Raw genomic sequence first — 15,537 nt, 5'->3', positions numbered from 1 at the left:
TTTTATGTAAAGAGGAAAATCCTGAGTACGTCCTGCTTTATTCTTAAATCCCGTCTGATGCATGGTTCCCGGCAGCTGTATTGGCGGAATCGTGCAGGACTTGTGGAAATCTTCAGCGTGTTAGAATCATGGCGTGTCCGGCTGTGGGTGATGTGTGTATGCATCCTCTGCTTCTGAAGGTTTGTTTCCTGCTTGACATGATTCTTTTTTGGAGCTTTTATTTCTATCCCTGATCTTTTGGATATGTTGCGTTGTGGATGTACTTTTTTTATTCCTGTATCGAATGGATGCTTCTGTACCCTTATCTGTAAACTTTATGCGGCAATGGAGGAAAGTTTGATAAAGAGAATTGCTCTGTCAATAGAAGAAAAGACTTGACAACAGAGAATGATTACATGTGATAGGAAATATATATTTTTTTGTTTGTGAACTATTTTTTGTTTTCCTTGTGATAAGTAATATTCTCTTATTATTAGGTCTACCTTACATAATTATGTTTCAAATTGAAATAAGAAAGAAATATGCTATAGATATAGTTCGTTTTTTCTGCTGTACAACATGAAATATAGCATATTGTTTATATCGTGATAAATTTTAAAAATAAAATAGGATTTATTTTTCTTGAATTTATTATATTTGGCTTCCGTAATAATAGAGTTATGGTAGTAAAGTAATTGTAATTCTTAAAATATAGTAATCATGGAAAATAAAATTCAGGAGCTTACTGATAAGATTTATCGCGAAGGTGTGGAAAAAGGAAATGAAGAAGCACAGCGTCTTATTAGTAATGCCCAGAAAGAAGCTCAAAAATTAATAGAAGACGCACAGAAAGAGGCTGAATCCATTATAACAGGAGCTCGTAAATCTGCTGATGAGTTATCAGAAAATACAAAAGCTGAGTTGAAACTATTTGCAGGACAAGCTGTGAATGCACTGAAAACTGAAATTGTTAATTTGCTAACCGAACAAACAATTACAGAAGCTGTTAAGGGTGCTACTTCTGATAAATCTTTTTTGAATAATTTTATTGTTGCTTTAGCTGAAAAGTGGTCTTCCAATGAGGATATTGTAATTTCAGTGAATGACGCAGAAGCTTTGAAGAAATATTTTGCTTCTAATGCAAAGCAGTTATTGGATAAAGGCGTTAAAATAGAACAAGTAAATGGTAGAAAAACTTTATTCTCTATTTCACCGGCTGATGGCTCTTATAAGGTGAATTTTGGGGAAGAGGAGTTTGAAAATTACTTTAAAGAGTTCTTACGTCCTCAGCTGGTAGAAATGTTGTTTTAACAAAAGCGTATGAGTAATTACTATTGCTTGGTAGCCGGTTTGCCAGATATTTCTTTAGAGGATGGTAAACTAAATTATAATGTTGCTAACTTTAAATCTGAATTGTATCCTGAATTATCCGATAAGGATAAAAAGTTGATAGATTTATTTTATCTGCAATACGACAATAAAGATTTATTGAAGCTGCTGAAGAATAAGGATGCAAAGGTGGAGGAAAGGGGAATTTTTCCTTCTGTAGAATTACTTCAATTGATTGACGCAGTTCGTGATGACGAGTCTCAGGATAGAAAATATCCTTTTTATTTCTATGATTTTATTTCTCAATATTTGGCATTACCAACTGAAAATTTGTATTATGCAGAAGACCTGATGGCTTCTATGTACTATGAATACGCAATGTCATGTAAGAATAAATTTATTTCTGCTTGGTTTGAATTTAATTTGAATCTGAATAATATTTTAGCTGCTTTTGCGGCCAGAAAATACAAGCAGGATGTTTCCAATGTGATTGTTGGTCATACAGAAGTATGTGAACAACTTCGAACATCGAATGCCCGAGACTTTGGATTAAGCGAGAAACTGGATTATTTTGAATCGTTGTTACATATTGCAGAAATTGAAGACTTGGTAGAACGTGAAAAAAAGATAGATCAACTTAAGTGGAATTGGTTGGAAAAAGAATCATTTTTCCATTATTTCACAATAGAACGTGTATTTGTCTTTTTACTACAACTGGAGATGATAGAGCGTTGGATTTCTTTAGATAAAGAGAAAGGCAATGAGCTATTCAGACAGATGATAGAAAAATTGAAGAGTGAGGTTCAGATACCGGAAGAATTTAGAAAATAGTAAAATCAATATAGAATGGCAACAAAAGGAACTGTTTTAGGCGTTATCGCCAATATGGTAACATTGACAGTTGACGGTCCGGTTGCACAGAATGAAATCTGTTATATTACAACTGGAGGAGACCGTTTAATGGCCGAAGTAATTAAGGTGGTTGGAAAGAACGTGTATGTACAGGTTTTCGAAAGTACACGTGGCTTGAAGGTCGGTGCCGAGGCTGAGTTTACTGGTCATATGTTGGAAGTTACATTGGGTCCAGGTATGCTTTCGAAGAATTATGACGGATTGCAGAATGACTTGGATAAAATGGAAGGAGTCTTCTTGAAAAGAGGACAATATACATATCCTTTGGATAAAGAGAAAAAATGGCATTTTAAACCTATAGTAGAAGTTGGAACAGAGGTGGGACCTTCAGCTTGGTTAGGTGAAGTAGAAGAAAATCACCAACCATTGAAGATTATGGTACCTTTCCAATTATCTGATACCTATAAAGTAAAATCCATTGTGCCGGAAGGTGAATATACAATCGAAGATACGGTCGTTGTGCTGACAGATAAAGATGGCAAAGATATTTCTGTAAATATGATTCAGAAATGGCCTGTTAAGAAAGCAATGACCAATTACAAGGAAAAACCGCGTCCATATAAACTTCTGGAAACAGGTGTACGTGTCATTGATACTGTTAATCCAATAGTAGAAGGGGGTACAGGTTTTATCCCTGGTCCTTTTGGTACAGGAAAAACCGTTTTGCAGCACGCTATTTCAAAACAGGCCGAGGCCGACATTGTAATTATTGCAGCTTGCGGTGAACGTGCAAACGAAGTTGTAGAAATCTTTACCGAGTTCCCTGAATTGGTCGATCCACATACAGGACGTAAGTTGATGGAGCGTACAATTATTGTAGCCAATACATCAAACATGCCTGTGGCAGCTCGTGAAGCTTCTGTGTATACAGCCATGACTATGGCAGAGTTTTACCGTGCGATGGGGTTAAAAGTTTTGTTGATGGCCGATTCAACTTCTCGTTGGGCACAGGCGTTGCGTGAAATGTCGAATCGTATGGAAGAACTTCCTGGTCCGGATGCATTCCCGATGGATATTTCAGCCATTATTTCCAACTTCTATGGCCGTGCAGGTTTCGTACATTTGAATAATGGGGCAACAGGTTCTATTACATTTATCGGTACTGTATCACCGGCAGGTGGTAACTTGAAAGAGCCTGTGACAGAAAATACAAAGAAAGTTGCTCGTTGTTTCTATGCTTTGGAACAGGAACGTGCAGACCGTAAACGTTATCCAGCCGTAAATCCAATTGATTCTTATTCTAAGTATTTGGAATATCCGGAATTTGAAGAGTATATCACAAAACGAATCAATGATAAATGGATTGGTAAAGTAAATGAGTTAAAGACTCGTTTATTGCGCGGTAAGGAAATTGCAGAGCAGATTAACATTTTGGGTGATGATGGTGTGCCAGTAGAATATCATGTCATCTTTTGGAAGTCAGAATTGATTGACTTTGTGATTTTACAGCAGGATGCTTTTGATGAAGTAGATGCTGTTACTCCAATGGAAAGACAAGAAGAATTGGTAAATATGATTATAGATATTTGCCACACAGAATTTGCCTTTGATAATTTCGTGGAAGTAATGGATTACTTTAAAAAGATGATTAACATCTGTAAGCAGATGAACTATGCTCGCTTCCGTTCGGAACAATATGTGGCATTCCAACAGCAATTGCAGGAATTGGTTGCCGAAAGAAGTGTGAAATAAGTGGTGATTCATTAATAAACTATTTAAAAGATGGCAACAAAAGCTTTTCAAAAGATATATACAAAGATTAGCCAGATTACGAAAGCAACTTGCTCCTTGAAAGCAACGGGAGTAGGTTATGATGAATTGGCTATGGTAAATGGAAAACTTGCACAGGTCGTAAAAATTGCAGGTGATGAAGTTACTTTGCAGGTATTTGAAGGAACAGAAGGTATTCCTACCGATGCTGAAGTAGTATTTTTAGGTAAATCTCCTACATTGAAAGTAAGTGAGCAATTGGCAGGACGTTTCTTTAATGCTTTTGGTGAACCGATTGACGGAGGACCTGAAATAGAAGGAACAGAAGTTGAAATTGGTGGTCCCTCTGTAAATCCGGTACGTAGAAAGCAGCCTTCTGAGCTGATTGCAACTGGTATTGCTGGTATCGACTTGAATAATACATTGGTATCAGGACAGAAAATTCCGTTTTTTGCTGACCCTGACCAACCTTTCAATCAAGTGATGGCCAATGTGGCTCTTCGTGCAGAAACAGATAAGATTATTCTAGGAGGTATGGGTATGACTAATGATGACTACCTGTACTTTAAGAATGTCTTTTCAAATGCCGGAGCTTTGGACCGTATTATCAGTTTTGTGAATACAACAGAAAATCCTCCGGTTGAACGTTTGCTGATTCCGGATATGGCGTTGACTGCTGCAGAATATTTTGCAGTAGAGCATAACCAAAAAGTATTGGTGCTGCTGACAGATATGACTTCTTATGCGGATGCATTGGCTATCGTATCTAACCGTATGGATCAAATTCCTTCTAAGGACTCTATGCCGGGTTCATTGTATTCAGACTTAGCTAAGATTTATGAAAAGGCAGTACAGTTCCCTAGTGGAGGTTCTATTACAATTATTGCCGTTACCACATTGTCGGGAGGAGATATTACACATGCCGTACCTGATAACACCGGTTATATTACAGAAGGTCAGTTGTTCTTGCGCCGTGATAGTGATATCGGTAAGGTTATTGTGGATCCGTTCCGTTCATTGTCACGTTTGAAACAATTGGTGAGTGGTAAGAAAACTCGTAAAGATCATCCGCAGGTAATGAATGCAGCTGTTCGTTTGTACGCTGATGCGGCCAATGCGAAAACAAAAATGGAAAATGGTTTCGATTTGACCAATTATGACGAACGTGCTTTGGCCTTTGCTAAAGATTATGCTAATCAATTGTTGGCTATTGACGTAAACCTGAATACAACAGAAATGTTGGATGTAACTTGGGGATTGTTTAGCAAATACTTTAAGCCGGAGGAAGTTAACATCAAGAAAGAATTTGTCGATCAGTATTGGCAAAAGTGATCCATTAAATTAACAGAGAGATGGCTATAAAATTTCAATATAACAAGACTTCATTGCAACAGCTTGAGAAGCAGCTCAAAGTTCGTGTGCGTACACTTCCTATTATAAAGAATAAGGAAAGTGCATTGCGCCTCGAAGTAAAGCGCTGCAAAACAGAAGCTTTGGAACTGGAGAAACGTCTGGAAGTTCAGATTCAGACATACGAAGCCATGTTCGCACTCTGGAATGAATTTGATGCATCATTAATTAAAGTAAAGGATGTACATTTGGGAGTTCGTAAAATTGCCGGTGTTCGTGTTCCTTTGCTGGAAGATGTTGATTTTGAAATTCGTCCGTTTAGTTTGTTTTGCAGTCCAAAATGGTATGCAGATGGAATTCATTTGCTGAAAGGATTGGCGCAAACAGCGGTAGAGCGCGAATTTACGCTAGCCAAATTAGGCTTGCTGGAACATGCGCGTAAAAAGACTACTCAGAAAGTGAATCTTTTTGAAAAAGTCCAGATTCCCGGTTATCAAGATGCCTTGAGAAAGATTAAGCGGTTTATGGAGGATGAGGAGAATTTGTCTAAATCTTCACAGAAAATTCTGAAGTCTATTCAAGAGAAAAGAAAGGAGGCTGAAGTATGATTGCTAAAATGAAGAAACTCACTTTCTTAGTCTACCATAAAGAATACGATGCTTTTTTGAAAAGTATTCGTGAGTTAGGAGTAGTACATATCGCAGAAAGAGCTCAGGGAGGTGCTGAAAATACTTCTTTGCAAGATAGTATTCGTTTGTCTGGTCGCTATTCTGCAGCTATTAAATTGATGCAAACTCAAGGAGTAGAGGCAGAAAAGCATGTAGGTGATGCGTTGCGAGGCGAACAGGCCTTGAAGGAGATTGAATCTTTGTTGCAGGCACGCCAGCAAGTTGCTCATCGTTTGCAGACTGCAGAAAAAGAAGTTTCAGCATTGGAAGCGTGGGGCAATTTTAATCCTGAGGATATACATCGCTTGCATGATGCCGGTTATCAAATTAATTTCTTTGTTTGTGCAGAGAAACAATTTGATCCGAGTTGGGTTGATTGCTATAATGCTACGGAAATAAATCGCATTGGTTCAAAAATATATTTTGTAACCATTACATCAGTAGATCAATGTGTAGAACTTGATGTAGAAGCTATTAAATTACCGGAACAAAGTCTGTATGTATTACAGGCACAAGTAGAAGGTTTACATAAAGAGGACGAGGAATTAGCCTCTCATTTGAAAAAAATGGCAGAGACTGTAATTCCAGATTTGCAGGCTGCACAGGCTGCTATACATTCTCAAATAGAATTTTCTAAGGTTGTTTTGAATACAGACTCTTTGGCAGACAACAAGTTGATGTTGTTGGAAGGATGGGCTCCTGCACAACGTATAGAAGAAATCAAACAATTTTTGAGTACGCAGGATGCTTATTATGAGATTGCAGATCCTACTCCGGAAGACAATGTGCCTATTTTGTTGAATAATAAAGGGTTCTTCCGCTTGTTTGAGCCTATTATGAAGCTATATATGTTGCCGAAATACAATGAGCTTGATCTGACTCCATTCTTTGCCCCATTCTTTATGCTCTTTTTTGGGCTTTGTTTGGGAGACAGTGGATACGGATTGTTCATGGTGCTTGCTGTAACAATATATAGAATCGTGGCAAAACAACTTAGCAGTTCTATGAAATCCATACTGACGTTGGTACAGTTATTGGGAGCTTCCACAATGGTTTGCGGATTATTGACTGGTACTTGTTTTGGTTTCAACTTGTATGATATCAATATTCCATTTTTCCAAAGTATGAAGGAAACCATTTCGCTGGATAATCAGCAAATGTTTAATCTTTCTTTAATCTTGGGAGGAGTGCAGATTATTTTTGGTATGATTCTGAAAGCTGTCAATCAGACGATTCAGTTTGGTGTAAAATATGCAATTGCTACTATTGGCTGGATTCTTATTCTGGTAAGTACAGCTATTGCATTTGCTGCACCGGCTGTAATGCCGATGGGAGGAACCGTACATGCAGTTATATTAATAATAGGAGCGTTGATGGCTTATTTGTATAACAGTCCGGGAAAAAATATTTTTGTCAACATAGGCTTAGGCTTATGGGATAGTTACAATATGGCTACAGGTTTGTTAGGTGATATCCTTTCATACGTTCGTCTGTTTGCTTTAGGACTATCCGGTGGTATTTTGGCAAGCGTATTTAACAGTTTGGCTGTTGGAATGAGTCCTGACAATGCAGTAGCAGGACCTATTATAATGGTGTTGATCTTTGTAATAGGACATGCCATCAATATATTTATGAATGTATTGGGAGCTATGGTACACCCTATGCGTCTTACTTTTGTAGAGTTTTTCAAAAATGCCGGTTACGAAGGAGGAGGCAAGGAGTACAAACCTTTTAAAAACTAAAGTGTTACAACTTTTAAAAGAAAGATAATAATAAAAACAAAAATTAAAATTATAAAGTTATGGAAATGAATCTTTTGATTGCCTATATTGGCATTGCTATTATGGTTGGTTTATCTGGTATCGGTAGTGCTTATGGTGTAACCATCGCCGGAAATGCTTCAATTGGAGCGTTGAAGAAAAACGATAGTGCTTTTGGTAACTTCTTGGTATTGACTGCACTTCCAGGTACACAGGGTTTGTATGGTTTTGCCGGATATTTTATGTTCCAGAGTATTTTTGGAGTATTGACTCCTGAAATTACAGGAATTCAGGCTTGTGCTGTATTAGGCTCTGGCATTGGTCTGGGATTGGTTGCTTTGTTCTCAGCTATTCGTCAGGGACAGGTATGTGCTAATGGTATTGCTGCTATCGGTCAAGGCCACAATGTATTTGGAAATACTTTGATTTTGGCTGTATTCCCGGAATTGTATGCAATCGTTGCATTGGCTGCAACCTTCTTGATGGGATCTGCATTGGCTTAAATATAATAAAAAAGTAATATGTACATATCCGGTATGAGTTTATCTCGTACCGGATATTTTTTTGTACATGATAAAGTATATAGACTGTGTATCTTTAGTATAGTTTGATTATTCTATAGGTTGTAATGTCATGTAATTTGTGAAATCAATACCTTTTTAGATGTCTGATATCCAGTTAAAGACCGATTATCCTCTGTTAGAATAATATTATGCGTGAATTTGTTCGTTATATTCATCCTTTTTTATAAATTCGCGCTTGACTTAGAAAATACTATAAAAGATGACAATGCAACTTTTGACTCCTGATTATATATTTGAATCAAGTTGGGAAGTATGTAATAAGGTTGGAGGAATTTACACAGTTCTTTCCACAAGAGCAAAAACTTTGCAAGATGCTTTTCCTGATAAGATTTATTTTATAGGTCCGGATGTATGGATAGGAAAAGAAAATCCTTTATTTATTGAGGATAATGAATGCCTGAAAGAATGGCGTAAACACGCAATAGAGAGTGATCATTTAAAGATTCGTATTGGAAGATGGAATATTCCAGGGAATCCTATCGCTATTTTAGTTGATTTTACTCCTTTCTTTTCGGAAAAGAATGAGATCTACACAAAAATGTGGGAAGACTTTCAAGTTGATTCTTTGCATGCTTATGGAGATTATGATGAAGCATCCATGTTTTCATATGCTGCAGGAAAGGTTGTAGAAAGTTTTTATCGTTATAATTTGACTCTGCAAGATAAGGTCGTATATCAGGCACATGAGTGGATGACAGGAATGGGAGCCCTTTATGTGCAGAAAGCAGTTCCGCAGATTGCTACTATTTTTACTACACATGCGACTTCCATTGGCCGTTCGATAGCCGGAAACAATAAACCTCTTTATGATTATCTGTTTGCTTATAACGGAGATCAGATGGCTCAGGAACTCAATATGCAATCTAAGCATTCTATTGAAAAACAAACAGCTCATCATGTAGACTGCTTTACGACAGTGAGTGAAATTACCAATAACGAATGTAAGGAATTACTTGAAAAACCTGCTGATGTGATTCTGATGAATGGCTTTGAAGATGACTTTGTGCCCAAAGGAACAAAGTTTGCCAATAAGCGGAAAAAGGCACGGAAAACTTTGCTTACCATGGCTAATGCTTTGTTAGGCACTCAGTTGGGGGATGATACGATGATTATTGGTACCAGTGGACGCTATGAGTTCAAGAACAAAGGTATTAATGTATATCTGGAAGCATTGAACCGATTGACACGAGATAAAAATCTGAAAAAAGAAGTTCTGGCATTTATCAATGTACCAGGATGGGTAGGGGAGCCTCGTGAAGATTTGCGTAAGCGTTTGGATAGCAAGGAAACATTCAATACTCCATTGGAGTGTCCGTTTATTACACACTGGCTGCATAATATGAATCACGATCAGGTACTTGATATGTTGAAGTATCTGGATATGTCGAATGCTGCAGATTCAAGAGTAAAGGTAATTTTTGTGCCATGTTATCTGGATGGAAAGGATGGTATTTTAAATGAATTGTACTACGATTTGATAATAGGAACAGATTTGAGTGTATATCCTTCCTATTACGAACCATGGGGATATACTCCTCTTGAAAGTATTGCATTTAAAGTTCCTACTATTACTACAGACCTCGCAGGATTTGGTCTATGGGTGAATTCGTTGAAAGGCCGTCCGGGAGTATTACAGGATGGAGTAAAGGTAATTCATCGTACCGATTATAACTATTCGGAAGTAGCTGATACTATCAAAGATACAATATCCGAGTTCTCTTCTCTGTCAGAAACAGAAATTAATAAAATACGTAATAATGCGGCTAAAATAGCCGAGAAAGCACTTTGGAAACACTTTATAGAGGCTTATTATAGAGCATATGATATTGCTTTACGTAATGCTTCCAAACGCCTTTCTTTTAAAGTTGAGAAATCCTTAAATTAAATTTAAAGATATGAAAGTTAAAACTAATTATGCTAATGCTCCGGTTTGGAGAGAGATTAATGTAAAATCTCGTATTCCGGAATCTCTGAAGATGTTGGAAGAAATGGCTCGCAATATATGGTGGGCTTGGAATGATGAGGCAACTGAAATGTTTAAAGAGTTGGATCCAGAGCTGTGGCAGATTGTTGCTCAGAATCCGGTTGCATTATTGGAACGTCTAAGCTATGAAAAATTAGAGGCTTTGTCTGAAAATAAAGGAGTTTTGAAAAAAATCGACGACATTTACGCAAAGTTCAAGGCGTATATAAATGAAAAGCCTGATTCAAAACGTCCGTCAGTAGCATATTTCTGTATGGAATATGGTCTGACTCATGTATTAAAAATCTACTCTGGAGGTTTAGGTGTATTGGCCGGCGACTATTTGAAAGAAGCTTCAGACAGTAATGTAGATATGTGTGCTGTCGGTTTCTTGTACCGTTATGGTTATTTTAGCCAGAGCCTTTCTATGGACGGCCAGCAAATTGCTAATTATGAAGCACAAAACTTTGGCAGTTTGCCACTTGAACGTGTAAACGATGAAAATGGAAAACCTTTGGTACTCGATGTTCCTTATCTGAACTATTATGTACATGCATATGTATGGAGAGTAAATGTAGGTCGTGTACCTTTGTATTTGCTTGATACAGATAATGAAATGAATAGCGAGTTCGACCGTCCGATTACACATCAGTTGTATGGTGGTGACTGGGAAAACCGTTTGAAACAGGAAATTCTGTTGGGTATCGGTGGTGTATTGCTGCTGAAGAGATTAGGAATAAAGAAAGATATTTATCATTGCAATGAGGGACATGCTGCATTGTGTAATGTACAGCGTTTGTGCGATTACGTAGAAGGTGGAATGTCTTTCGATGAAGCTTTGGAAGTTGTTCGTGCTTCTTCTCTTTATACTGTTCATACTCCTGTACCTGCAGGTCACGATTATTTCGACGAAGGCTTGTTTGGTAAATATATGGGCGGATATCCTCAGCGTATGGGTATCTCATGGGAAGATTTGATGAACTTGGGACGTATTAATCCGGGTGATCCGAATGAACGTTTCTGTATGTCTACTTTCGCATGCAATACATGTCAGGAAGTAAACGGTGTAAGCTGGTTGCACGGAAAAGTTTCTCAGGAAATGTTTGCTGGTATTTGGAAAGGATACTTCCCTGAAGAAAATCATGTAGGTTATGTTACCAATGGTGTACATTTCCCCACTTGGTGTGCTTCTGAATGGAAGAAATTGTATAACAAATATTTCGACAAGAACTTCTTGAAAGACCAGTCTAATCCGAAGATTTGGGAAGCTATCTATAATGTTCCTGATGAAGAAATCTGGAACACTCGTGTCGCATTGAAGAATAAATTGATTGATTATATCCGTAATCAGTTCCGCGACACTTGGTTGAAGAACCAGGGAGATCCTTCTCGTGTTGTTTCTTTGATGGATAAAATCAATCCGAATGCATTGCTTATTGGTTTTGCTCGTCGTTTTGCAACATACAAACGTGCACATTTGCTGTTTACCGATTTGGATCGTTTGTCTAAGATTGTAAATAATCCTGATTATCCGGTACAGTTCTTGTTTGCCGGAAAAGCACACCCACACGATGGAGCTGGACAGGGATTAATCAAGAAGATTGTAGAAATATCTAAACGTCCGGAATTCTTGGGTAAGATTATCTTCCTCGAAAATTACGATATGAAACTGGCTCGTCGTCTTGTTTCTGGAGTAGATATCTGGATGAACACTCCGACACGTCCGCTCGAAGCATCAGGTACATCTGGTGAAAAAGCGTTGATGAACGGTGTGGTAAACTTCTCTGTACTTGACGGATGGTGGTTGGAAGGCTATCGTGAAGGTGCAGGATGGGCTTTGACCGAAAAACGTACTTATCAGAATCAGGAACACCAAGACCAGCTGGATGCAGCTACTATTTATAGTATTTTGGAAACTGAAATCCTTCCGTTGTATTATGCACGTAATAAGAAAGGCTATTCTGAAGGATGGATTAAGACCATTAAGAACTCTATAGCACAGGTAGCTCCTCATTATACAATGAAGCGTCAGCTTGATGATTACTATGCTAAGTTCTATGAAAAAGAAGCTTCACACTTCCACTCTTTGGCTGCAAATGACTTTACTAAAGTAAAAGAACTGGCTAAATGGAAAGAAGAAGTTGCAGAAAAATGGGATTCAATTGAAATTGTATCTGTAGACAAGTGCGAAGAACTTCGTCAGGGTAATGTAGAAAGCGGAAAAGACTATACAATTACTTGTGTGATCGATGAAAAAGGTTTGGACGATGTTGTAAGTGTAGAAATGGTAGTAACTTATACAAATGTGGAAGGTAAAGAACATATTTATTCTGTTACCCCAATGGATCTGATCAAACGCGAAGGCAATTTGTATACCTTCCAGATGGTTCACAGCTTGTCTAATGCCGGAAGCTTTAAAGTAGCTTATCGTATGTTCCCGAAACATGCTGATCTGCCTCATCGTCAGGATTTCTGCTATGTACGCTGGTTCAATGCATAATATGAAGTAGAAAGCACATAATTAAATATTTATGAAACCGCATGTAGAAGCCGGATTTTCCGGTGGATACATGCGGTTTTTTATGTTTCTTTGATATATTTGCAAAAACATGATTTGCCTATGAAAATTCTGATTGTAGAAGATGATGCCGATTTGCGCGAAATCATCGTACGCTCTTTGGAAAAAGAACGCTATATAGTAGCGGAAGCTCCAGATTATAAAACTGCTTTATACAAGGTAGAAGATTACGATTACGATTGTATCTTATTGGATATCATGTTACCCGATGGAAACGGGCTTGACCTTTTGAAAGAGTTTCACGATATAGGAAAACATCCTAATGTGATTATTCTGTCGGCTAAAGATTCCATAGAAGATAAGGTGGCAGGATTAGACTTGGGGGCAGATGACTATCTTCCTAAGCCTTTCCATCTGGCTGAGCTTCATGCACGTATCAAAAGTCTTTTACGACGGAATCATCGGGAAGGAAAGAAGCTGGTTCAGTATGGCAATATTGAAATAAATCCGGATGATTATAAGGTGACGGTGAATGGAAAAGAACTTGAACTTAACCGGAAGGAGTACGATATTCTCTTTTATTTTATGTCACGTCCGGGAAGACTGGTCAATAAAAATACATTGGCAGAGTCTGTATGGGGAGATCATATCGACCAGGTAGATAATTTCGATTTTATCTATGCGCAGATTAAGAATTTGCGTAAACATCTGAAAGAAGCCGGTGCTACTCCGGAACTGAAAGCTGTATATGGATTTGGCTATAAATTTGTTGTAGAATGAAACTGTTTCATTTGGTTTTATCCCGTATATCGCTGGCCCTGACGGTAATCCTGGCGCTTTGGGCTGCTTTCTTTTATCTGGCCATGGTAGAAGAAATTAATGATGAAGTGGATGATTCGCTGTCCGATTATGCAGAACGCCTGATTATCCGTTCATTGTCGGGGGATGAACTGCCGTCGGAGAATAACGGAACAAACAATCAGTACTATTTGTACGAGGTGAGCAGGGAATATGCCCAGACTTATCCTCATTTGTCTTTCCATGATGAAATGGTGTATATTACCGACAAAGGAGAAACTGAGCCGGCCCGTGTGCTTACTGTGATTTTTGAAACAGAAGAGGGGCAGTTTATGGAACTGGTGGTGTATACTCCTACAATTGAAAAATACGATTTGAGGAAGGCCATCTTGGGGTGGATTATCTTTTTGTATGTAGTGCTGCTGTTGATGATTGTTCTGTTGAATGCATGGGTTTTCCACCGGAATATGAAACCTCTGTATACTCTTTTAGATTGGCTTGACCATTATCGTCTGGGACATCAGAATAAACCACTGGAAAATACAACACGCATTACAGAGTTTCATAAATTAAATGAAGTGGTTTTGCTATCCTCTCAGCGCAGTGAGCAGTTGTACGAGCAACAGAAGCTTTTTATAGGTAATGCTTCACATGAAATGCAGACTCCTTTAGCCATTTGCCGCAACAGACTGGAAATGCTGATGGAAGACGAAAGCCTGACAGAAAAGCAATTGGGTGAATTGATGAAAACTCATCAGACACTGGAAAATCTGACACGGATGAACAAGTCGCTTTTGCTTTTGTGCAAAATAGAAAACGGACAATTTACAGAAAATACATCGGTTTGTTTTGATCATCTTCTGGAACGTTATCTGGACGACTACCGGGAAGTGTATGCTTATCGGCATATCACAGTTGAGGTAGAAAATAATGCTTCCTTCTGTGTGCAAATGAATGACTCGCTGGCTTCTACTTTGGTCTCTAATTTGTTGAAGAATGCATTTGTGCATAATGTGGATAACGGGGCAATTCATATAAAAGTAGATTCAGAATCGTTTACTATCAGTAATACAGGAGAAGAGCCATTGGATGAGAACCGTATTTTTGAGCGTTTCTATCAAGGGAAGAAAAAAGAAGGATCGACAGGTTTAGGATTGGCATTGGTCGATTCTATCTGTAAAGCTGCGCATTTGTCGATACGGTATACTTATAAAGATGATTATCACGTATTTAAGGTAAGTAGGGAGTAAAAAGACTGTTTTATTATGTATGGAGAGTTTTCTGATGCGCGATGAAATATTTGAATATGAAAGTAGGGAAAATAGAATATTTCATATTCTTTTCAGATTTATCATTCAATTTTGTATCAGAAACTTAAACATTAATCATTTAAAACAATAAATATGAAGAAGCTGTTATTTTTATTGATGTGTATTTTTTCTGTGCAAACAATGGTATGGGCAGATACAGATAAACCCATTCAGGTAGGTCAATTGCCGACAAAGGCTCAAAGTTTTATTACTACATACTTTAAAGGGCATAAGGTGGCATTTGCCAAAATGGAAAGTGACCTTTTTTATAAAAGTTATGATGTGATTTTCACCAATGGGGAGAAAGTGGAATTCGACCGCTCTGGTGACTGGACCGAACTGAACTGTCATAAGCATGGAGTTCCGGTTTCTGTGATTCCGGCCGAAATCTTGAATTATATAAAATCTACCTATCCGGATGAAAAGATTCTGAAAATAGAACGTGATAAAAAGGAGTACGAAGTCGTGCTTTCCAATCGTTGGGAAATTAAATTCGACAATAAATATCGTGTTATGGATATAGATAATTGAGAAAAGCGGATATAATATGTAGAAGATACCGGTTGGCTGATGTGATCAGCTGACCGGTATTTTTTTATTGAATGCATTATAGGGTGATGCACACATTGTTTTATAACCAACGGTGTCGGCTGTAT

The 15,537-nt window shown here is 37.9% G+C and carries 12 protein-coding genes; all 12 read left to right on the top strand.

Going from position 1 to position 15,537, the window contains the following annotated elements; genetic code table 11:
- The first annotated feature begins 699 nt into the window (after positions 1-699).
- The 12 genes from O6P32_RS02640 (at position 700) to O6P32_RS02585 (ending at position 15,412) form a co-directional block, all read left to right on the top strand.
- On the top strand, positions 700-1,290 hold the full coding sequence (locus tag O6P32_RS02640; protein ID WP_178267150.1) for a hypothetical protein: 591 nt from the start codon (positions 700-702) through the stop codon (positions 1,288-1,290).
- Between the two features lie 9 nt (positions 1,291-1,299).
- Positions 1,300-2,139 (top strand): DUF2764 family protein, encoded by an 840-nt coding sequence (locus tag O6P32_RS02635; RefSeq protein ID WP_269876613.1) that lies wholly within the window; start codon positions 1,300-1,302, stop codon positions 2,137-2,139.
- A gap of 15 nt (positions 2,140-2,154) precedes the next feature.
- A complete protein-coding gene (locus tag O6P32_RS02630) occupies positions 2,155-3,912 on the top strand; it encodes a V-type ATP synthase subunit A (RefSeq protein WP_269876611.1) in 1,758 nt (585 codons plus the stop codon).
- Positions 3,913-3,942: 30 nt separating this feature from the next.
- Positions 3,943-5,262 (top strand): V-type ATP synthase subunit B, encoded by a 1,320-nt coding sequence (locus tag O6P32_RS02625; RefSeq protein WP_178267147.1) that lies wholly within the window; start codon positions 3,943-3,945, stop codon positions 5,260-5,262.
- A gap of 20 nt (positions 5,263-5,282) precedes the next feature.
- Entirely contained in the window at positions 5,283-5,888 is a 606-nt protein-coding gene (locus tag O6P32_RS02620) for a V-type ATP synthase subunit D (RefSeq protein ID WP_269876610.1), read from the top strand.
- Positions 5,885-7,690: a V-type ATP synthase subunit I gene (locus tag O6P32_RS02615; protein ID WP_269876608.1), complete on the top strand. Its 1,806-nt coding sequence runs from the start codon at positions 5,885-5,887 to the stop codon at positions 7,688-7,690. Before O6P32_RS02620 ends, O6P32_RS02615 begins: the two co-directional genes overlap by 4 nt.
- Positions 7,691-7,749: 59 nt before the next feature.
- Positions 7,750-8,211, top strand: coding sequence for a hypothetical protein (locus O6P32_RS02610; RefSeq protein ID WP_022053121.1), 462 nt, complete (start codon positions 7,750-7,752; stop codon positions 8,209-8,211).
- Between the two features lie 280 nt (positions 8,212-8,491).
- On the top strand, positions 8,492-10,177 hold the full coding sequence (locus O6P32_RS02605) for a glycosyltransferase (RefSeq protein ID WP_178267144.1): 1,686 nt from the start codon (positions 8,492-8,494) through the stop codon (positions 10,175-10,177).
- Positions 10,178-10,187: 10 nt separating this feature from the next.
- Positions 10,188-12,755, top strand: coding sequence for an alpha-glucan family phosphorylase (glgP, locus tag O6P32_RS02600; RefSeq protein WP_269876602.1), 2,568 nt, complete (start codon positions 10,188-10,190; stop codon positions 12,753-12,755).
- A gap of 120 nt (positions 12,756-12,875) precedes the next feature.
- Positions 12,876-13,553 carry a response regulator transcription factor gene (locus O6P32_RS02595; protein ID WP_269876600.1) on the top strand — a complete coding sequence of 226 codons (678 nt, stop codon included), beginning with the start codon at positions 12,876-12,878 and terminating at the stop codon, positions 13,551-13,553.
- Entirely contained in the window at positions 13,550-14,821 is a 1,272-nt protein-coding gene (locus tag O6P32_RS02590) for a sensor histidine kinase (protein WP_269876598.1), read from the top strand. The genes O6P32_RS02595 and O6P32_RS02590 overlap by 4 nt, the downstream gene beginning before the upstream one ends.
- Before the next feature lie 153 nt (positions 14,822-14,974).
- A complete protein-coding gene (locus tag O6P32_RS02585; protein WP_269876597.1) occupies positions 14,975-15,412 on the top strand; it encodes a PepSY-like domain-containing protein in 438 nt (145 codons plus the stop codon).
- The last annotated feature ends 125 nt before the right edge of the window (positions 15,413-15,537 follow it).

The sequence above is a fragment of the Phocaeicola acetigenes genome (genome assembly GCF_027529745.1).
Taxonomy (GTDB): domain Bacteria; phylum Bacteroidota; class Bacteroidia; order Bacteroidales; family Bacteroidaceae; genus Phocaeicola; species Phocaeicola acetigenes.
This window is presented reverse-complemented; position numbering and strand designations above follow the sequence as displayed.